The organism is Mesorhizobium sp. M0590, from assembly GCF_040320905.1.
GTDB lineage: Bacteria > Pseudomonadota > Alphaproteobacteria > Rhizobiales > Rhizobiaceae > Mesorhizobium.
Genome location: NZ_JAMYQN010000019.1, coordinates 79,028 through 97,445, shown reverse-complemented (window position 1 = coordinate 97,445; position 18,418 = coordinate 79,028). Strand labels below are relative to the sequence as shown.

The following is an 18,418-nucleotide window of genomic DNA, read 5'->3' as shown; positions in this document are numbered from 1 at the left end:
CGTAACAATCTCAATCTGCGAGCTTTTTTCCTTTCAAGAGCGATTAGCTCTTGCTTCGTCAATCCGTTGATTGACATATAAAGAGTGTGACTCTTCTTCTCAACCAGCGTGTCACTACAGCCCTTGCTGCAGGTTTTTGCGGTGGCATCCAAGACGCATAGCAGCGCTTGGGGCATGTTATGCTGCAAGAGTCTTTCCCCGTATCGCACGTATCAGAATACGCCGCCGTAGTAACAAACCCGTTGCGGCGACAAGTAGGATCTTGCCGTAAGCTTTCATTGCAGACCCCTTTTCATCTCGGAAACAAGACATAATACAACCCGCAACTAAATAAAAAGCACTACCAAAGTAACAGGTCACGCAATTCCGGGTGTCTCGCCGACTTTTCAGTAGCGTAAACATATGCTTGTCTGTGTAGACCGGCGTTAGCCGGCGCAGTGCCGTAGGCGCGGACTATCCTGTTGGCCTTGCCTTGGCAGGGGTAACACGGGCGCTCACACTTGCTATCGCAGATCATAAGTGCGACCTCGGCGGCCGTCGGTTTCGCCGAGGCAGTCAACAGCTTCAATCCGACGAATAGTGCGGTATCCGGGGAGAGCGTGACCCGCTTCCCCGCGTTGGCGCGCACCATGATAAGCGCGGCTAGTTCGGCCTCATCAGCCCATCGCCTCGGCATTCTTCACCGTATGAATTTATTCCCAATTATATACTTGACAAAGTACGCGCCACTTGGGATAAACGATTCCAAGGAGTTAGCCAAATGCGCGTCGACAACCCCATATTCCAAGACGCCGACGCCGCCCGCATCCATTTGGAAGCGCGACGTTGGCCGCATGGTCCTAATTGCCCGCATTGCGGCAATGCCAATCCAGACCGTATCACCAAGATGGAAGGCAAGGCGCACCGCCCCGGCCTGTACAACTGCATGCAATGCCGCGAACAGTTCACCGTCACTGTCGGCACCGTGTTCGAGCGTTCCAAGATCGCCTTGAACAAGTGGCTTCTGGCAACGTTCCTCATGGCTTCGTCCAAGAAAGGCATGAGTGCCCACCAGCTGCACCGTATGCTTGGCGTCACCTACAAGACCGCTTGGTTCATGGCTCACCGCATCCGTGAAGCCATGGAGGAAGACGTGAAGTCCGCTGGCCCGCTTGGCGGCGAAGCCAAGACCGTGCCGCCGACGAAACCTATATCGGTCGCGTCGACCGCGATTACCTTTCGCCTCAGCGCAAGGGCCAGCCGCGCTTGAAGCGCAAGATGAAGCCGAAGCGCACGGTTATCGGCCTTGTCGAGCGTGGCGGCAAAGCCCGCATGGTTCACGTCCAGCACGCCACCAAGGCAGTTGTGCGCGATATCCTGGTCCGCAATGCCGACCGCAACTCAACGCTCTACACCGACCAGTCAAAGCTCTACACCACCACTGGCGAGGAATACGCCTCACACAAGACAACCATTCATTCCGCTGGCGAATACGTCCGCTACGAGGGCGGCGTGGCGATCCATTCGAATACGATTGAGAACGTGTTTTCAGTGTTCAAGCGCGGCATGATTGGCGTCTACCAGCATTGCGGCGAAGCTCACTTGCACCGCTACCTTGCCGAGTTCGATTTCCGTTACAATCGCCGCACAGCGCTTAAGGTGACTGACACCGAACGTCACGACCAGTTGCTTGCAATGATCGAAGGCAAGCGCCTTACCTATCGGCGGATTGGTGAAGCCAGTCAGGCTTAGGCAGAAGGCGCGTAAGCTTATCGCCCTGAGGAAGAAAATTCTGAGGGAAGCCGCATCCGGCCCTCAGCGTGAAAGCGGTGAAACTCCTCGCCGCGACGATAAATAGCTAATGCTATTTTTGCATAAGGCACGAAGTGATTTTGACATGCCTCTTTCACTGCGTTCGGATCGCTGACACTAAGACCTACCAAAAGCTTGTCCGCCCTCTCCACGGCCATTTTTGCCGTGGCACTGTTGGAGAAATCTTGGTCCCCGGTCCCCAAAACGCTGTCTCGCTCTAAGATCCCATGCAATTCACGATAAAGGCTTGATAGATCAGCTTTGTTGGCGTCGAATATGCCAACCAGAGCGTCGATCTGCGCAAGAGAGCTATAAACTCCTTTAACCTCTATGACGCCCGGTGAGGCATATTTTATCTTCGACACCTGGAGCGGATAATCCTCTTTGGATTCCGCTGCGATATCCCTGAAAAATCCGAGATAGCTTCCTCCGCGCTGCCAAGGATATTTCGCAATTTTTTCGACCAGTTTCTGGGCGAGCGGCCCGGTCGCGTCTCTCACTTCATCGAGATACGAGAACAAGCTGTATAGGTCATCAAGCTTGGCATAAAACCGTGAGAAGTCGTTCGCGGACCATCTGCCATCTATCCGGTATGTATGGCTCGCCAGCACCGAGAGTTTTATGCCTTTGAATTGCTCAGTGTGGTTTCGGGCAAAAAACCCGGGGGACGGCAATAGATTAGCCACATCCTCGACAACCGTTTCGGCGGGAACGAGTTGCACCTCATTTTCAAACTTTGCCCAATCAAACAGATAAGGCTCACCGCCCCGTCGCTCTCGCATTAGGTAGCTTAGATCGATCCGCTGTCGAAGATAATCTGAGAGAAGTTTTGGGCTCGTGGACTTCGCGATGAACGGCTCGTCGAACCCTTCAATCTCATCTGGGACGGCAAAGGCGACTACGTTGTTGCCCTGCCGATCTTGCAACAGTGCAAGGACTGGCCCGTCGTAATACACCAGCGTCTGGATGTAGGAGGCGTGCCTTTTGTTGCGAGCCTTCATAGCAGGCTCACAACGTCGACTACTGCCCCAGCCGGGTCAAAGTCTGCCGCCATCCAAAAGCTCACGTGAGGCGACTCCTCCGTGCCACGGTGACCAACACCGGAATTGGGAGTTATATCAAGAATCGCGCCAAATGTCTTGTGTTTGAGCAGGCCAACGCTTTGCGCGAAATCGCGAACGCGAGCGATAGGCCCTTCTCCCCAATTCTCATCGTAGATGATCAGCGAACATGCCGCCCAAATGCATGGGTCTGTATTTTTGCGCGGGGGTAAACCAAGCGCATTATGAGAATGGAAAAACACTTCGTCTATTTCCAGCCCTGCAACCAACCTAATAAATCGCCCACTCATTCCGATTGCGTCGATAGGCGGGCATTGGCCGTCTGGCACGTCTGGCAATTGTTCTTTAGGTACAAAAGGCACTGTCAGTCTTCCCCCCGGAAACTGGCGACTTATCGCCTGAAGCGCTAAGTTTTGCAATGGTTGGGCGGATTGTCCCCCTGCTTTTTGCTATTATTGCTTTCCGGTTTCTTTTGGGCGGTCGTATCATGCGGCTTCGGCGGCGTCTTCAGCAGCCGCTGTACGGTCTCGTTGAAGCGCTTTTCGTCGGAATCTTTTCCCGGTTTTCCACCGCTCATGCGTGTTTTCCCCAGCAAGCCATGAAATGAATCGGTTTTTAGGGCTGGGACTCTTGTCACCGAGTCACGAAATCCCGATCAATTGACGTTCCAGCGCGATGGAGGGGGTGAGTCGGCCCGCAAAAGCGCTCACACCCCGCCCCAACGGGCGTCGCTGGATGGCGCACCCCGCTACGGGTGCCTTCTTCCCCGAGCCATCCGGGGAAGTCGTATCAAAGCGGAAGAATCCGCTCCGCCATTATGAAATATGCAAAACGCATATTTTTCCAGTGCCAAATAGGCGTTTTCGCATTTTTCCACTTGTCTGCCGAATCCGGCCTGTCACGCCCCGACACTCTATCGAATCACGCATACTTTGTCACGTATATAATTAGGAATTTATTCCTACGATAGAACGGAATAGGAACATCGGTCAAGGCCGAATTACCACTCGGTGACGTCTATGCCGCCGTCCGGCTGGAACGTGACACGGTAGGAGAAGTCGGCGAAGACGTTGTCGGTTCCATCGTCGGGACCGCAATGCACCTTGACGACATCGCCTCGGGCATCAGGCCCTTTCTTCTATGCGCTCTTCGCCGCAGGGCAGTTGGACCCGTTCATCTTGATAGCGGAGGTGGCTGCTTTCGCCATGGCTGGTGTCAGCGTCATTTCTTCGGCGTGTGCCGAGGTGGCGGCGACAGCGATGAGTCGCGGCGAGGATCTGTTTCATGGCCCGCTCAATACGGCCAAAGACCGGAAAGCCGCAACGATAAAGGCCGGCATGGTTAGCGCCGGGCTCGGGGTCCATTCGAAGCTGTCAAACCTGCCAGGGAACCGCGAAAGGTCGGTTCCAGCTCACCGCCGGCGAAGTGGTCATGTAGACTGCGAAGTAAACGACCGCATTCTTGGTGGGCCGGCGACGGCCCGCGTTCGCTCGAAGTCTTCCGAGGCGGAAACGATGGCGAGATCCGCCGGAACCGCAACGATGGCGGCGAGCGGATTGTCGTAGCTGGCGTTGGTGACGGTGACGCGTTCGAACTCGAAAGCCGGCGTCGAGCATGCCGAAAGGGCGAGCGCGACGACGGCAGTTGCAGACATAAGAAATGTGTATTTCGACCTCGAACCTTGAACACCAAGTCATATGATCCCGCTGGTATCATCACCTTGGCCGGCGACGAATTCACGCCATCGGTAAATTGCAGGGTCCGGTGGCGGGCGCCGGCATGGGGAGCCACACAACACATCGCCAGGCTCCTCAATGTCACTGACGGTGTTGTGGTCGCCTCCGGCTCTAGCGCGGTGGCTGACACCAGCCCTCACCAACCCGACTCGTTCGGATGGGGAACCGCTCTCGCCGGCAAAGGCGCACCGCGTCGAGCATTGGTGTTCGGGAACCAACAACACGGCCGGGTTTGGACTAGCCGCCGCCTCCGGCGAGTCCGAACTCTTTAACAGCGTCGAGGTTTGGAGGACGGCGTGAGGGTAAGAGGGGCCTACTACTACCCGGAAATCCAAACCGTCTTCGCTGCGTGGCGCGCCAGCACCGTTGTTACCAACCGGACCCCATAGGTTGCCGCCGAGTGGCGAACAACCAAGAACTGTAGCAGCAGAACGGCGCAATAGATAAGCGACACCCTCAGGGACTGCACCATGAAAACCGCTGCGGTCCCAAAGCCGAAAAGAAACAGGAACGAAAAAGCGGCGTAGTCGCGAGTAAACAGAAATTCCCTGTGAGCATGGAGGATTGCGGTCTCTGACTCGACGTCTTTGTAAAACCGATACCACAGGCGATTTTCGTCACCCGGTGTTCGGGGGAAAGTATCTCCCAAAGAGTCTTTCAGTCGAGACATATCGATGCGAGGATCTGTCGGCCCGTGCCTGCTAAAGGCTCGATGTCCAGGCAATGCAAAGTGCCATCGAAGAAACACCAAGCGGGCTTTCGCAGCGGCGTTCAGAAGGCCGTTTGCGACTGATGTAACAATGAGAGCTAGCCCGACCGGAAGAAGGTTTGCGGCCCCCACCAGCAGGCCCTTGATGCCGGAAACCGCAAGAGCGTCAGACTGTGCCACCCCATAAAACAAAGCAAAGTTCGCGGCAATCGTAAGCCAAAGCTGCCAGCGGGTCTGATCTTTCAACGAGCGCGGCGGTCCATCTGTGCTCACGTATATTCCTCGACCTGTGTGTAGAATGGCAGACTTTCCGCAACGTCATATCCAGCACGTGCCGGGAAACCTCCCCAATGAACCTTGCCGACGCCTTGAGTTGCAATGATATGGCCGCCACGGCGCTTAAATGCGTTTAACACGATCCGGCGGGGATGTTTTTCGTCGTCCTTAGGTGCAGAAACAAAAGCACTGAAACGTGATGCAGAAACCTCCGCCTGAATTTCTCCTAAAAGACGCGTAAGAATCATGGGGCCGACGTTGCGTCGACTGCCGTGATGGGGGATTTGCACAAAGCTAAACTTTTGAAGTGGAAGGCCCACGCTCTCCGCATAAATGGCCGCCCATCGCAATCCATTTACCCCTGTGTCCCCCGTGAGAAGCACACGGGCGTCGTTCTCAAAAGAGCCATACAGTACGACGCTCGTTTCATTGCTGGCGCTGGTGATTCCCCCGTCTTGCAAACGCTCGTTGTCCCAACTCTCCGTCGTCCAACCATGCAGCGCGGCCTTCGCTGCTTCCAAGATCTTGCGCGCGAGCGACTCCTTGCCTAACCACATCTGTGCCGCCTCAATCGCGGCCTGGTCCGGATCGGGCGTCTTTTCGAATTGCGGCAAGAGATAACTGTACGCAACGCGGCTGGGCGAGCATACGCGGAAAGGGCCGATGTCCGTGCCTTGGAATGGAAAGAAAATATTGGTGCCAGCTTCCAAAGCTAAGTCGTAGATTTCGCTGATCGTCCCGTATTCGGCCTTTACAGCGGACTTCAGCCCCTCAGCGGTCCATCGCTTATCCGAAAAAAGGTGACGGGACTCCTCGGCGAGGAGCCAAGGGATATGCATCCAGAGATTTCGCACAGGAATCTCGCTCAAAACCGTGCGCAGCCCCGAAGCATGGTCCGCATCGGAATGCGTCAACACCACATGCTCCAGAACAGGAAATGGCCCGAACTGCTTCTTGAGATGCGCTACGATGTTGTCTCCGGTTTCTGCATGTCCGCCGTCGACCAACATCAGATGATAAGCGGCAGCGTCGCCATAACGCACTACAATGGCGTCACCGGCTTTGGAGCCGGAGCCAACCGGCAGAAACTCAACCTCACAATGCATCTGGCCCCCCAAGCACTCATATAGGAGCCGATTTCAACGTTCGGCTATCTGATTCCATCAATCTCCACCCAAATCCACCGTTTTCCACATGAGAGATATTAGATGAATATTAGACGAGTTTGCGGAAACATAAGCTAAGTGCTTGATTTTGCTGGTATGCCCAAGGGCAATCGAACCCCTGTTATCGCCGTGAAAAGGGCCGCACCGAAGGGGAAGCCCGCCATTCCATGATGACCTGACCAGACCATTGCGTGGCGATCGACCAGTCGACCGTGAACCTGCCGTTGCCGCGTTTGTCGAGCCAGGTTGATCCAGATCAGGGTTATCTCTTCGTCGGCATGGTTTCATTGACCATTTTTCAACGGAGAACGGATGTCTAACGGACGGTTAGGTCGCGTGGAGATGCTTGGGGAGATGAGCCGCAAACCGTGGAGCGATTGCGATGCGTTCCAGTCCCCTTCGTCGCAGATAGCCGACGCTATGGCGGGACGCTGATGGCCGGCTCTGTCGATAGATTCGACGTTATTGTCGTCGGAGCCGGGCCGGTCGGACTTTCCTTCGCCGCATCGCTTGCCCAGAGCCGACTCAAGGTGGCAGTGGTTGAACGGCAGTCGCTCGAAACCCTGGCGAATCCGGCTTTCGACGGTCGCGAGATCGCGCTGACCCACGCTTCGGTTGGAATCCTTCGCGAGCTCGGCGCCTGGGATATCATCCCCGCTTCGGACAAATCACCACTTCAAGGCGCGCGTGTGCTCAACGGATCGAGCCCTTTCGCCCTGTGCTTCGATTCTCCCAGCGGATCTGGGGAACCACTCGGAATTCTGGTCCCAAATTGTCGGATCCGCGACGCCCTGTTCAAGATTGTCCACTTCCAGGGTCATGCCCAGCTGCTGTGCGGCCACTCGGTCGTCACTGCAACAACCAGCCACAAAGAAGCAGTCATAAGGCTCTGTGATGGCAGGCAATTGGCCGCTCGGCTGCTCGTTGCAGCGGATTCGCGTCTGTCCGCGACGCGCGACCTGCTCGGCATTGGGGCCGACATCAATCGGCTTGGCAACTCCATGCTGATTTGCCGGGTGAGGCACGAGCGCGCCCATCACCAGATCGCGGTCGAATGGTTCGATCACCATCAGACGATAGCGATGTTGCCGCTCATGGAAGGCGTGTCGTCGCTGCTTCTCACGTTGCGCTCAAATGAGGCCGACAGACTGCTTGCTCTCGACGACGATTTGTTCCTGATGGAATTGACGAACCGTTGTCGAGGACGCCTCGGAGAGATGACCTTGGCAAGCACCCGCCATGCCTATCCGCTGGTCACGACCTGGGCGCACAAGTTCTGGGCTCCGAGTGCGGCACTGATCGGCGATGCTGCCCTCGGCATGCACCCGGTGACCGCGCATGGCTTCAACATCGGCCTCAGCGGCCAGAAGCAACTCGCCGATGGAATCCTGGCGGCATGTCGTGAGCGCCGCGACATTGCTGATCCTGACATGCTCGGCAGATACGAAAGCCGGCTGCGTCTGTCGGCGGCACCGCTCTATCATGCTACGAATGTACTTGTCGCTCTCTACTCAGGCGAGCACCCGACGGCACGGCTTGCAAGACATGCGGGGCTTCGCTTTGCCCAATATCTTCCCTTTATCCGCCATGGCATTTCGGCCATGCTCAGGCGGTGAATCGCAGGCAGCGCTGCCGCTCTGGAACGCTATCTCGGCCCGGCTTCCTTTTGTCTCGCCGGTCGCGTTTGATGCCGTTCGTAAGGCTGCTTCCATGGTGACGTTGCCGATCCTGGGATGGTTCGGATCAAGGCATAGCACGGTCAAGATCTCGATGGTCAGCCGGCAATCCTAACAGCAGACGTGCGACCCGGAGCCATGGTGAGCGCACTGGTTACCCCCGCTGGATAGTTAACCCGTCCTTCAGTGGGCTTGCGTAAGCTTGTCGTCGCGAACAACGATGGGAGCAAGCCGGTCCGTCCATGGCCCCGAAGAATGAAGACACGCTGGAGGCCAAAATCCGTCAGGATCAGCTTGCTGACCTGAGGACCGGCCTCTTCGTGTCGATGCCGATAAGCGCTATCCTGTCAGGCCTGATTTGGGCGGTGCACGCCCTTTCTGGCAGCGGCTTTGCCGCTGCAATCTGGTTCCTGGTCGTCAATGCGATAAATGCCGCCCGCCTTGCACTCGCGCGTTATCAGCTAAAGGAAACAGGGCGCCATGACAATTTCGTGGGGGTTTTGCCGCGGCTTCGCTGGTTTGGCATCCTTGCTCTTCTGGCAGGGTTTGCCTGGTCCTTCCTGGCCGTCCTGACTGTTGGATACACGACACCTCAAGCACCGCTGCATCTGGTCATTCTGGCGGGCATTTCAGCTGGTGCGGTTACATACGGCAGTTCGTATGCCGCGGCGGCGATCAACTTCATAACACCTCCGCTCCTCATCACGGTGGGATGCCTTTTGGCGAAAGGCAATTTTGAAGACTACATTCTGGCTTTTACCGTTCTGCTCTTCATGGGCGGCTTGGTTCGAGCTGCGTTTGTTGGGCAAGCACGCTTCCGCGAAGCGAGCCGCCTGAGGCATGAGGCCGAGCGGCTTGCGGCGGAGATGAAGGCCAGTTCCAGGCAGGACCACCTGACGGCCCTTCTCAACAGGCGTGGCCTCGAACACGCTATCGGACGGTTCGAGACCGCGGATGGCCCCTTCGTGGCAATGCTGATTGATCTGGACGGGTTCAAATCCGTCAACGATACCTACGGTCACAGGACCGGTGATGAACTGCTTGTCAGGATCGCCCGCCGCATAGAGGAGGAAGCACCGGAAGGCTCAACGCTCGCTCGTATTGGCGGCGATGAATTCGTGCTGTTTTTTCCCTCAACGAGGGTTTCGGTTTCTACTAGTGATCTCGCCTCCGATATCATAGCCAAAATTGCCCGCCCCTATATCGAGGTCGCGTCCGTCCGTGTCGGGGCATCGATAGGAATATACTTGGCGCAGACGCCGGGCCTGACGGAAATGTTGTTGCGGGCGGATATCGCCCTTTATACGGCCAAGCGTCGTGGCAGGAACGAATTTTGCCTGTTCGATGCCGAACTCGACAGGGAACTGCAACGCCGCCAGTCCGTCGAACGGGACCTTCATTCGGCGATAAAGACGAGAAGCTTGCAACCTTGGTTCCAGCCGATCGTGAAACTCGACACCGAGGCCGTGGTCGGTTTTGAAGCCTTGCTGAGGTGGTCCCATCCGACTCATGGCGCCATCTCTCCACCCGAAATCATCACAGCTGCACGCGAAACCGGAATGCTTCAGCTGCTGACGCAAACCGTATTCGCCGACTGTTGTGCTTTTATCGACGGCTTGGTGAAAGCTGACTGTCGTGATCTCCGTGTGGCGATGAATGTTTCACCGCGCGAACTGGAAGCCGGCGATATCGACGACATGGTTCTGGATGGTCTGGCGGCAAGAGGTCTCCCTGCAACGATGTTCGAGATCGAGATTACCGAAGAATCCCCGGTGGACCCGGACAGAGTGGATGAAAAGCTCGGACGGCTTTCACATGCCGGCATTTCCATCGCGCTCGATGACTTCGGCACCGGCTTTTCTACGTTGGCATCGCTCAAGGACAGTCGGATACGCAAGGTGAAAATAGACCAGGGCTTCATTCGCGGCTTGGCCAAGTCCCGAGAGGACCGACTGCTTGTCAAATCGGTCATCGATCTCGGTAACATGCTCGGGATCGAGGTCATGGCCGAGGGCGTCGAAACAGAGGCGGATCGGCAAACCCTGCACAAGCTTGGCTGCCGAACCGCTCAAGGCTTCCTGTTCTCCAAGGCTGTGCCTCTGAGCCAAGCACTAGAAATGGCAGTCAAACAGCACGCGAACCAGTTGTGACCGCTCCCGCCGCGCCGTCTCTCGCGGCCGTGCGCTCATGAATGGCGGGTATCTGAACGTCCTTGTTTGAAGAGCATGACAGTCCGTGCTGTGCGTCAGCCGGCGAACAGTTCCTTGTAGCCAGTCGTCACCATCCAGTTCGCACGGTCGATATGGCTGCGAAGAGCCTTGCGGGCGCGGACCGGTTCAAGGGCCGGGTCGATGCCGAGAATGAGATCGGCCATTTCCTCTTCGCTGGCATTGTCGGCGCAGGCATCCAAAATCTTCAGATAGATCGTGAAATGCTCCCTGTCGTAGCTCGTGAGGTTCTCCGACCAGGGGACTTCATCGCTCAACGTTGAGCTTCGACTCTCATCTGTTCCCATTGGTCGATTCATGCCTGCGAACCTCGCCTGTTGAGTGCCCGCAGCATATCCCAAAATGGGATAATCCGAAACCGGGATTAGTCGCTGATCCGGTCTTTACCCGACCGGTTCGCCTACATGCCCAAATCTCTTCGATCGCCCCGCCACCAGCGGTTTCTGGCCCAGCTGGTTTCCCTACGCAAGGCCAAAGGCCTGACTCAGGCGCAGGTGGCCGAGAAGCTTGATCGTCCCCAATCCTTCGTGGCCAAGTACGAGGGTGGAGAGCGGCGTCTCGACGTCATCGAGTTTCTCGACTTAACTGCGGCGCTTGACGCTGATCCGTGCGAGATTCTGTCCAGCCTGCGGGCTAACGGGCGCCTGCGCGTCTAACGGCTCGCGCCGGTACCGTGAACCGAGCGCGCTTTTCTTCGGCAAGCTGCCATTCCGCTGCGGGTGGGTCTTTACCAAGCCATGCCGATATAGGATGATAATCCTAGGTGGGCGATTCCTCAACGGAGATCGCAATGGCTAGGACCAAACTTTCCAAGCAGCTTTCACAAGCTGAAATCGAGCGCTTTCTGGCGGAGGCGGAACGGCTGCACAAGAGCATCGTCCAGCCGCTTCTGTCACCTAGCAGCAACCATTACCGGGCTCTCCAACGCACCCATGAAGCGCTGTTAAAGACGGTGAAGGATATCACGGGTAAGGATGCGCCGTTCATTCAATGGTTCGGAACAGGATCGGTGAATTAGACCCGACTTGTAGACTCCACGCTGCAAACGTCCCATTCTCTCTTCGGAGGGAAGGGGCGTGGGCAACCATCGCTTTCAAGACAACTCCTGGCTGGCTTTCTTGCCTTCGAATCGACCCTGCCGCTGTCGGCTGCAACATCAAAGCCAATATAAGCTACAAAACGGGCGAGCGCGTCTATCATGATCCCGGACAGGAATTACTGGGACACGCGCCTCAACCTGTTGAAAGGCGAGCGCTGGTTTTGTTCGGAGGAAGCCGCGCCACGGCGGCGATGTCGTCGAGTTTCTCGGCGTAACTGCGGCGCTTGACGATGATCCGTGCGAAAAATCTGTCCAGCCTGCCGTCCTGGCGGGCGCCCGCGCGCCTGACGACGCGCACCAGGTGCTCGTGAACCGAGCCCGCTTTTCTTCGGCAAGCTCAGGCGGTCTCGGCCATTCGGCTTCGCCCCTTGGCGTGGGCAGCCCTTCGGGCTGAGACGGCCGCCGCCCTTGCGGGCGGCGGGGTTTGTCTGTTGGCCTTTCCCGGTGGCGCGGGGTGGGCGGCACTCCCTTCTAGGCCCGCCGCGGCAGCCCGCAACCCTTCGCGTGCGCTCAGGGTCCTCCTCTTCGTTCCGGTCCTTCGGATGCGGTCCGCCTCCCACGGCGGGCCTTTCCGGTCGCGACTCGCCGCCCATCCCGCTTCCGGGGAAAGGCGCGGCGATTGGCGAGCGGAGGATGAGACGATGCATGCAAACAGCAAGCGTTCCGCCAGGGGAGAGGCTGGCGCAGGCAAGGGCGGGCGCCCCGGCGCCAGCCTTTATCAGGAGATCACGGACCGCATCATTGCCGAGCTGGAGCGCGGCACCGTGCCATGGGTCAAGCCATGGGGCAGCGCAAAGGCAGGCCTTGGCCTGCCGAGGAATGCATCCTCTGGGCGCACCTATTCCGGAATCAATATCCTCATCCTGTGGGGCGCGGTCATCGAGCGCAGCTATCCCAGCCAGAACTGGCTCACCTTCCGGCAGGCGCTCGTCCTTGGCGGCAATGTCAGGAAGGGCGAGCGCGGCACGACCATCGTGCATGCCGACCGCTTTGTCCCCAAGGACGAGAAGGAGCGCGCACGCCACGAGGGCGATGAACCACAGGCCGTGCCTTTTTTGAAGCGCTTCACCGTCTTCAATGTCGCGCAGTGCGATAATCTTCCGGAAGACCTCTATGCCGCCGCCGAGCCGCTGCCTCAGTGCGAGATCGTGCCGCAGGCCGAGACGCTCATTCGCGCCAGCGGTGCGGATTTCAGGGTCGGCGGCGATCGCGCTTTCTACATGCTGGGCAGCGACCACATTCAGGTGCCGCCGCAGCCGGCGTTCCATCAGCAGATCGACTATTACCGGACCTGCTTTCACGAGCTTGGCCACTGGACCGGCCACCCAACGCGGCTTGCTCGCGACCTCTCCGGCTCGTTCGGCTCCAAGGCTTACGCGCGTGAAGAATTGGTCGCCGAAATCACTGCCGCCTTCGTCTGCAGCAATCTCGGTATCGAGCCGACCGTGCGTCATGCCGATTACATCGGCTCATGGCTAAAGGTGCTGCGCGAGGACAACCGCGCGATCTTCCGTGCCGCCAGTCTTGCCTCCAAGGCCGCCGATTTCCTGCTTGGCCTTCAGGCCGATGCCGAAGGCGAGGCGCAGGAAGGGATTGCGGCATGACGATGCGCGATCCTCAACTGACCGCGACCGAGCCGACGCCGCAAGGCGAGCAGCTGCTCATTCCCGGCGTTCGGCCGATCACCACGCGCGATCGGCTCACCCTCCTGATGGACGCGCCGATGTGTCCGCGCGCGGCGCAAAAGCCGCTCGATATCGGCCTCTTCGATGAAGCCAGCAGAAATCAACTCGACCTGTTCTGACAAGGAGTCTTTCCATGATCCTGATCACCGATCCACTGCGCGCACGACTGCTCGCCAATGGCGCCGCCGACGCCGACATCGACCATTTTCCCGTTGTGAAACTGTTTAATCCGACAGGTGCCGCGACGTGGCTTTTGAGCGAACTCGACGCCGATGGCGACACGCTGTTCGGCCTTTGCGATCTCGGCTTCGGCTTCCCCGAACTCGGCAGCGTCAGTCTGGCCGAGCTTGCATCCGTAAAAGGTCCGCTTGGCCTCGGCATCGAGCGCGACCTGCATTTCCAGGCGCGCTTTCCGCTTTCCGTCTATGCCGAAGCCGCCCGTATTTGCGGCCACATCACCGAGGCCGAGCGACTTCTGCGGCAGGCAGCAGACGCCCTTTCAAAGCCATTCCGAGCTTCCGCCCGACACGGCGGAACAGCAGCGCCGATAGGCGCAAAAACCGTCCCGCCGCGCCGGCCTTCGGCCTCTGCGGCGGGGACAACCTTAACCAAAGCGAAGGAGAGTAACCATGCAGCTTGCCCACATCCCCTTGGATCAGCTCAACATTTCCGCGCTCAACATGCGCCATGGAAAACGCGCGCCCGACATTTCCGACATCCTGCCATCCGTGCGTGCGCGCGGCGTGCTGGTGCCTCTCCTTGTGCGGCCGAACGGCCAGCCGGAAACCTTCGAGATCGTTGCCGGCAGGCGGCGCTATTTCGCCGCGAAATCGCTTGCCGACGAGCGCGGCGAAGGCGATCCCTTGCCCTGCGCCATCATGGAGGACGGTGACGACGCCGATGCGCTGGAAGCCTCGCTGATCGAAAACCTCGCCCGCCTTGATCCTGACGAAGTATCGCAATGGGAGACGTTTTCGCGGCTCGTCAGGCAAGGCCGCACCGTTCCAGACATCGCTGCGACCTTCGGCATCACTGACCTGAAGGTCAAACGCATTCTGGCGCTTGGCGACCTCTTGCCCAAAATCCGCGAAGCCTATCGCCGCGAGGAGATCGACGCCGAGACGGTGCGCCATCTCACCATGGCGTCCAAGGCGCAGCAGAAGGACTGGCTGGCACTCTGTGCCGATCCCGATCAATACGCGCCGCGTGGCTTTCAATTGAAGCAATGGCTGTTCGGCGGCCAGTCGATTTCCACCAAGGTGGCGCTGTTTGCCATCGACGAATATCCCGGCCTGATCACCTCGGACCTGTTCGGCGAGGACAGCTATTTCGCCGATGCCGACCTGTTCTGGCAAAAGCAGAACGAAGCGATTGCCGCCAGACGCGACACCTATCTCAACGACGGCTGGAGCGAGCTGGTGCTGCTGGAGCCGGGCCAGTATTTCCACCGATGGGACCACGAGAAGACCCCGAAGAAGAAGGGCGGCAAGGTCTTCATCGCGGTCACGTATCGCGGCGAGGTCGGGTGTCACGAGGGCTGGCTGTCACACAAGCAAGCCCGCCGCGCCCGCGAGGGCGGCGAGCAAGACGAAACAGCCGCCAAGCCGCCGCGCCCCGAACTCACCGGCCCGATGCAGAACTATATCGATCTGCATCGCCATGCCGCCGTGCGCGCCGCCATGCTCGACCATCCCGCCGTGGCGCTGCGCCTCGTGGTGGCTCACGCCATCACCGGGTCCGGCTTGTGGCAGGTGCGCCGTGAGCCACAGCGCGCAGTCAACGAGACGGTGACTGCCAGCCTTGCCGGCTGCAAGGCTGAAGCTGCATTCGGCAAAAAGCGGCGCGAAGTGTTGGCCCTGCTCGGATCACCGGATGCGGATGGCGTGGTCGCCGGCGGCAATGGCGACGCCTTTGCTATCGCCGGCGTGTTCGCGCGCCTCTTGGCGCTGTGCGACGACGATGTCATGCGCGTTCTCACCCTTGTCATGGCCGAGACGCTTGCAGCCGGCAGCGCCGTCATCGAGGCGCTCGGCAACCATCTGAACGTCGATATGGGCGCATGGTGGCAACCGGACGATGCCTTCTTCGACCTCTTGCACGACAAGGAAATCGCCAATTCGATGCTGGCCGAGGTCGGCGGCAAGCTGGTCGCGGACGGCAATGTCGCCGAGAAGGTCAAGACGCAAAAGAAGATCATCCGTGACTTCCTGGCGGGCGAGAATGGCCGCCTCAGGGTCGAGACCTGGCTGCCGCGCTGGATGAAATTCCCCGCCGAAAGCTACACCAGTTGCGGCGGTTTCCGCACCGCCGATCAGTGGGCACAAATGCAGCCGCTGTTCGCGCGCGAATAGTCGATCAGGGCCCGAGCGGCGGTTCTCTCGAGTACCGCTGCTCAGGTCGCGCGCGCCGCTCCGGGCCGCGCCGGCTGCCGATTGGTCGTCTTGTCGAGCCAGTGCCGCGCGAGAAATCCCGACGCCAACTCGCCCCCATTTGGGCAGCCCTGCACCGCGCCGGGTTGCTTGCCGAGGCGCCCAGGCGCATGGGGCCAATTGTCCGATCGGGTTGCCGACAGAGCCCGCGCAGCCGGCGCCCTGTAATGCCGCCTGCTCGTTGTGCCGCCGATCGCGCCACCTGTCTCCATGGTGTCTCAGGACCATTCCCCTGCGGCTGGCTTGACGACCTATGGGCGGATCCGGCCCGCCCGAAACCCTCGCCAGCAGCTTTTTTCCCCGCCGCCTGCGGCGGCTTCCTCGCGCCGCTTCGCTTCAAAAAAGCTGTCCGCTCGGGTCCTCCGCTATCGCTGCGGCCGCCCCGGTTCCGGCGGTCCGGACGCGCCCATCACGGTCCGCCATCGCAGGGGAATGGTCCCCGGCGAGCACCAAAAGGAGACTGAAAATGACCGCGATCGGATACGTCACCAAACAGGAAAACGGCGGCTACAAGGGCCAGCTCAGGACGCTCAGCGTGCGCGCCGACATCGACATCGTGCCCAATCAGGCAAAGAGCGCCGACACCCATCCCGACTTCCGGGTGCTGACGCAAGGGGTCGAAGTAGGGGCCGGCTGGATCCGCACCGGCGAGACCTCCGGCAAGGACTATGTGAGCCTGTCGATTGCCGCCCCGGAGTTCGGTCCGCGGAAGCTCTACGCCAATCTCGGCCGCGCCGCCGGCCAGGATGACGACGACACATACGCCATCATCTGGAACCCCGTCGACTGAACCGCCAGCCTCGAGCCCCGCGCCGCAACCGGCGCGGGGCTCTTCTCAAGAAGGGGCGGCGAAAACTCGCCCCCCACTCTTCGCCCGTCCCCGAAACGATCTCGCTCGCCGATCCTCGCCTTCGCTTGTCCGTAACGAAACGAGGACCATCATGGACGACGAAAACGAACGCGCGGCCCGCGCCAAGAAGGGCAGTCCGTTTCTCAACACCGCGCAGGCCGCCTTCTATATCGGGCTGTCCCAGCGCACGCTGGAGAAGATGCGGCTCAAAGGCGGCGGCCCGCAATTTCGCAAGCACGGCCGCTATGTCCGCTATCACATCGACGAGCTCGACGACTGGTCGAAGGGACGCGCGCAGGAGACCAGGCCCGAGGATGGCGGGCACAATTCCGGCTCGGCCGGTGAGGGAGGCCGCTCATGAGCCGGCGTCCCACTATCCGTCTGATCGGCAGCCATCTGCGGCGCATTCGGGCGCGCAAGACGATCGCCGTGGCCACAATAGGCCTCAGCCTGATCGGCTTCGCCGCTTTCGACAACCCATCGCCCTGGCTGGTCTGGAACGCCTCGGAGAGTGCGCCGGTCGGCCTCTATCGCGTCGCGTCCGGATCGCCGGCTCGTGGCGATCTCGTGCTCGTCCGCCCGCCAAAACCGGTCGCCGATCTCGCCGCCGAACGCTTCTATCTGCCCAGCAACGTGCCGCTGGTCAAGCGCCTTGCCGCGCTGCCTGGCGAGCATGTCTGCGCCTTCGGCGACGCCATCATCATCGGCGGCGAAATTGTCGCGCGCCGGCTGGCAACCGACACGCAGCACCGTCCGCTGCCTTGGTGGAATGCCTGCCGCAAGCTCGCCGCCGCCGAGGTTTTCCTGCTCGGCAACGATAGAAACCGCTCCTTCGACAGCCGCTATTTCGGGCCGGTGCCGGCCGAAAATATTGCCGGGAGGCTCGTGCCGCTATGGACCGAGTAACCCTCCTGATGCTCGGCATGGTCGCGATAGCGCCATGCGCCTGTTCCGCCGCGACCGACGCTCAGCCGGCCGCCATCTCCCGTGGTCCGCAGCTGGCAAGATGGCAGCACTACGTAGCTGAGGCAAGCCGGCGTTTCAGCATTCCACAGCCCTGGATTTATGCCGTCATGGATGCCGAAAGCCGAGGGCAGACAAAGCTGAATGGACGGCCGATCGCGTCACACGCCGGCGCCATTGGCCTCATGCAGGTGATGCCCGGCACCTATGAGGAGATGCGCGCAGAGCTTGGCCTGGGGGCCGATCCGCACGACCCTCGCGACAACATTCTGGCAGGCACTGCCTATCTGCGCGCCATGTATGACCGCTTCGGCTTTCCCGGCCTGTTTGCCGCCTATAACGCTGGGCCGGACCGCTACGAACAGCATTTGCAGCGTGGGCGACCGCTGCCCAGCGAGACGGTTTCGTATCTGGAAGAGGTCAAGGCTGCGGGGATCTCGGCCGCCGACATGGACGCGTTCACCGGCAAATCCCGTTCCGGAAAAGCGCCGGAAATCCCGTCCGGGCAGTCGCTGTTTTTCCTGCGAAACGGTGTTTCCGCGACCGATCCGAATGGCCAAATTGTGGTGCCGCTCGGATCGGAGCGAGCAAGGTCAGGCCGGCCGGATCGCAGGTGAGGGCAGGGGTACCGTGGGTCGGGCGGGGCAGGGAGGCAGGTCCGCGGAAGGCAAGATAAAGGCATCGCCTCCTGGAGGCGGCGAAGTCTTTGTCTGCACATCGTTTTTCATGGAGGCTGCCTTCAGCGTCAG

19 protein-coding genes and 2 pseudogenes are annotated in these 18,418 nt (G+C 59.6%); 13 read left to right on the top strand and 8 right to left on the bottom strand.

Going from position 1 to position 18,418, the window contains the following annotated elements; genetic code table 11:
* The first annotated feature begins 760 nt into the window (after positions 1 to 760).
* A pseudogene (locus NKI52_RS26060) lies at positions 761 to 1,731 on the top strand (IS1595 family transposase).
* 17 nt (positions 1,732 to 1,748) lie between these two features.
* Here NKI52_RS26060 and NKI52_RS26055 read toward each other — a convergent pair.
* From NKI52_RS26055 to NKI52_RS26030, 6 genes are all read right to left on the bottom strand, one after another.
* Positions 1,749 to 2,792, bottom strand: a complete 1,044-nt coding sequence (locus NKI52_RS26055) for a hypothetical protein (protein WP_352700251.1) — start codon at positions 2,790 to 2,792, stop codon at positions 1,749 to 1,751.
* Complete coding sequence (locus NKI52_RS26050; protein WP_352700250.1) at positions 2,789 to 3,214, bottom strand: hypothetical protein; 426 nt, start codon at positions 3,212 to 3,214, stop codon at positions 2,789 to 2,791. The genes NKI52_RS26055 and NKI52_RS26050 overlap by 4 nt, the downstream gene beginning before the upstream one ends.
* A 44-nt stretch (positions 3,215 to 3,258) precedes the next feature.
* Positions 3,259 to 3,429 (bottom strand): hypothetical protein, encoded by a 171-nt coding sequence (locus tag NKI52_RS26045; RefSeq protein ID WP_352700249.1) that lies wholly within the window; start codon positions 3,427 to 3,429, stop codon positions 3,259 to 3,261.
* Positions 3,430 to 4,281: 852 nt separating this feature from the next.
* Positions 4,282 to 4,506 (bottom strand): hypothetical protein, encoded by a 225-nt coding sequence (locus NKI52_RS26040; RefSeq protein WP_352700248.1) that lies wholly within the window; start codon positions 4,504 to 4,506, stop codon positions 4,282 to 4,284.
* Between the two features lie 401 nt (positions 4,507 to 4,907).
* The gene (locus NKI52_RS26035; RefSeq protein ID WP_352700247.1) at positions 4,908 to 5,570 is read right to left on the bottom strand and encodes a hypothetical protein; all 663 of its coding nucleotides are present in this window, start codon (positions 5,568 to 5,570) and stop codon (positions 4,908 to 4,910) included.
* A complete protein-coding gene (locus NKI52_RS26030; RefSeq protein ID WP_352700246.1) occupies positions 5,567 to 6,679 on the bottom strand; it encodes a ComEC/Rec2 family competence protein in 1,113 nt (370 codons plus the stop codon). The genes NKI52_RS26035 and NKI52_RS26030 overlap by 4 nt, the downstream gene beginning before the upstream one ends.
* Before the next feature lie 494 nt (positions 6,680 to 7,173).
* Between NKI52_RS26030 and ubiM the strand changes: the two genes are divergently transcribed.
* Both ubiM and NKI52_RS26020 read left to right on the top strand, forming a co-directional pair.
* A complete protein-coding gene (gene ubiM / locus NKI52_RS26025; RefSeq protein ID WP_352700245.1) occupies positions 7,174 to 8,355 on the top strand; it encodes a 5-demethoxyubiquinol-8 5-hydroxylase UbiM in 1,182 nt (393 codons plus the stop codon).
* Between the two features lie 302 nt (positions 8,356 to 8,657).
* Positions 8,658 to 10,565 (top strand): putative bifunctional diguanylate cyclase/phosphodiesterase, encoded by a 1,908-nt coding sequence (locus tag NKI52_RS26020; protein WP_352700244.1) that lies wholly within the window; start codon positions 8,658 to 8,660, stop codon positions 10,563 to 10,565.
* Between the two features lie 95 nt (positions 10,566 to 10,660).
* Here the strand turns inward: NKI52_RS26020 and NKI52_RS26015 are convergent, their stop codons facing one another.
* A complete protein-coding gene (locus tag NKI52_RS26015; RefSeq protein WP_352700265.1) occupies positions 10,661 to 10,942 on the bottom strand; it encodes a DNA -binding domain-containing protein in 282 nt (93 codons plus the stop codon).
* 105 nt (positions 10,943 to 11,047) lie between these two features.
* Here NKI52_RS26015 and NKI52_RS26010 point away from each other — a divergent pair, with 105 nt between their 5' ends.
* Together NKI52_RS26010 and NKI52_RS26005 are read left to right on the top strand one after the other, a co-directional pair.
* Positions 11,048 to 11,299: a helix-turn-helix domain-containing protein gene (locus tag NKI52_RS26010; RefSeq protein WP_023722035.1), complete on the top strand. Its 252-nt coding sequence runs from the start codon at positions 11,048 to 11,050 to the stop codon at positions 11,297 to 11,299.
* 134 nt (positions 11,300 to 11,433) lie between these two features.
* The gene (locus NKI52_RS26005) at positions 11,434 to 11,661 is read left to right on the top strand and encodes a hypothetical protein (protein WP_352700243.1); all 228 of its coding nucleotides are present in this window, start codon (positions 11,434 to 11,436) and stop codon (positions 11,659 to 11,661) included.
* A 214-nt stretch (positions 11,662 to 11,875) separates the two neighbouring features.
* Here the strand turns inward: NKI52_RS26005 and NKI52_RS26000 are convergent, their stop codons facing one another.
* The gene (locus NKI52_RS26000) at positions 11,876 to 12,040 is read right to left on the bottom strand and encodes a hypothetical protein (RefSeq protein ID WP_352700242.1); all 165 of its coding nucleotides are present in this window, start codon (positions 12,038 to 12,040) and stop codon (positions 11,876 to 11,878) included.
* A gap of 343 nt (positions 12,041 to 12,383) precedes the next feature.
* On the opposite strand from NKI52_RS26000, the gene NKI52_RS25995 reads away from it, so the two are divergent.
* From NKI52_RS25995 to NKI52_RS25960, 8 genes and pseudogenes are all read left to right on the top strand, one after another.
* Positions 12,384 to 13,346, top strand: a complete 963-nt coding sequence (locus NKI52_RS25995) for an ArdC family protein (protein ID WP_352700241.1) — start codon at positions 12,384 to 12,386, stop codon at positions 13,344 to 13,346.
* Positions 13,343 to 13,546 (top strand): hypothetical protein, encoded by a 204-nt coding sequence (locus NKI52_RS25990; RefSeq protein ID WP_352502724.1) that lies wholly within the window; start codon positions 13,343 to 13,345, stop codon positions 13,544 to 13,546. Before NKI52_RS25995 ends, NKI52_RS25990 begins: the two co-directional genes overlap by 4 nt.
* 14 nt (positions 13,547 to 13,560) lie before the next feature.
* Positions 13,561 to 13,978: pseudogene (locus NKI52_RS25985) on the top strand (DUF2958 domain-containing protein).
* A 78-nt stretch (positions 13,979 to 14,056) separates the two neighbouring features.
* Complete coding sequence (locus NKI52_RS25980) at positions 14,057 to 15,778, top strand: ParB/RepB/Spo0J family partition protein (protein WP_352700240.1); 1,722 nt, start codon at positions 14,057 to 14,059, stop codon at positions 15,776 to 15,778.
* 544 nt (positions 15,779 to 16,322) lie between these two features.
* Positions 16,323 to 16,646, top strand: coding sequence for a DUF736 domain-containing protein (locus NKI52_RS25975; protein WP_352474126.1), 324 nt, complete (start codon positions 16,323 to 16,325; stop codon positions 16,644 to 16,646).
* Between the two features lie 151 nt (positions 16,647 to 16,797).
* Complete coding sequence (locus NKI52_RS25970; RefSeq protein WP_352453595.1) at positions 16,798 to 17,067, top strand: helix-turn-helix transcriptional regulator; 270 nt, start codon at positions 16,798 to 16,800, stop codon at positions 17,065 to 17,067.
* Positions 17,064 to 17,612, top strand: coding sequence for a signal peptidase I (gene lepB, locus NKI52_RS25965; protein ID WP_352700239.1), 549 nt, complete (start codon positions 17,064 to 17,066; stop codon positions 17,610 to 17,612). The genes NKI52_RS25970 and lepB overlap by 4 nt, the downstream gene beginning before the upstream one ends.
* Positions 17,600 to 18,286 carry a lytic transglycosylase domain-containing protein gene (locus tag NKI52_RS25960; protein ID WP_352700238.1) on the top strand — a complete coding sequence of 229 codons (687 nt, stop codon included), beginning with the start codon at positions 17,600 to 17,602 and terminating at the stop codon, positions 18,284 to 18,286. The genes lepB and NKI52_RS25960 overlap by 13 nt, the downstream gene beginning before the upstream one ends.
* The last annotated feature ends 132 nt before the right edge of the window (positions 18,287 to 18,418 follow it).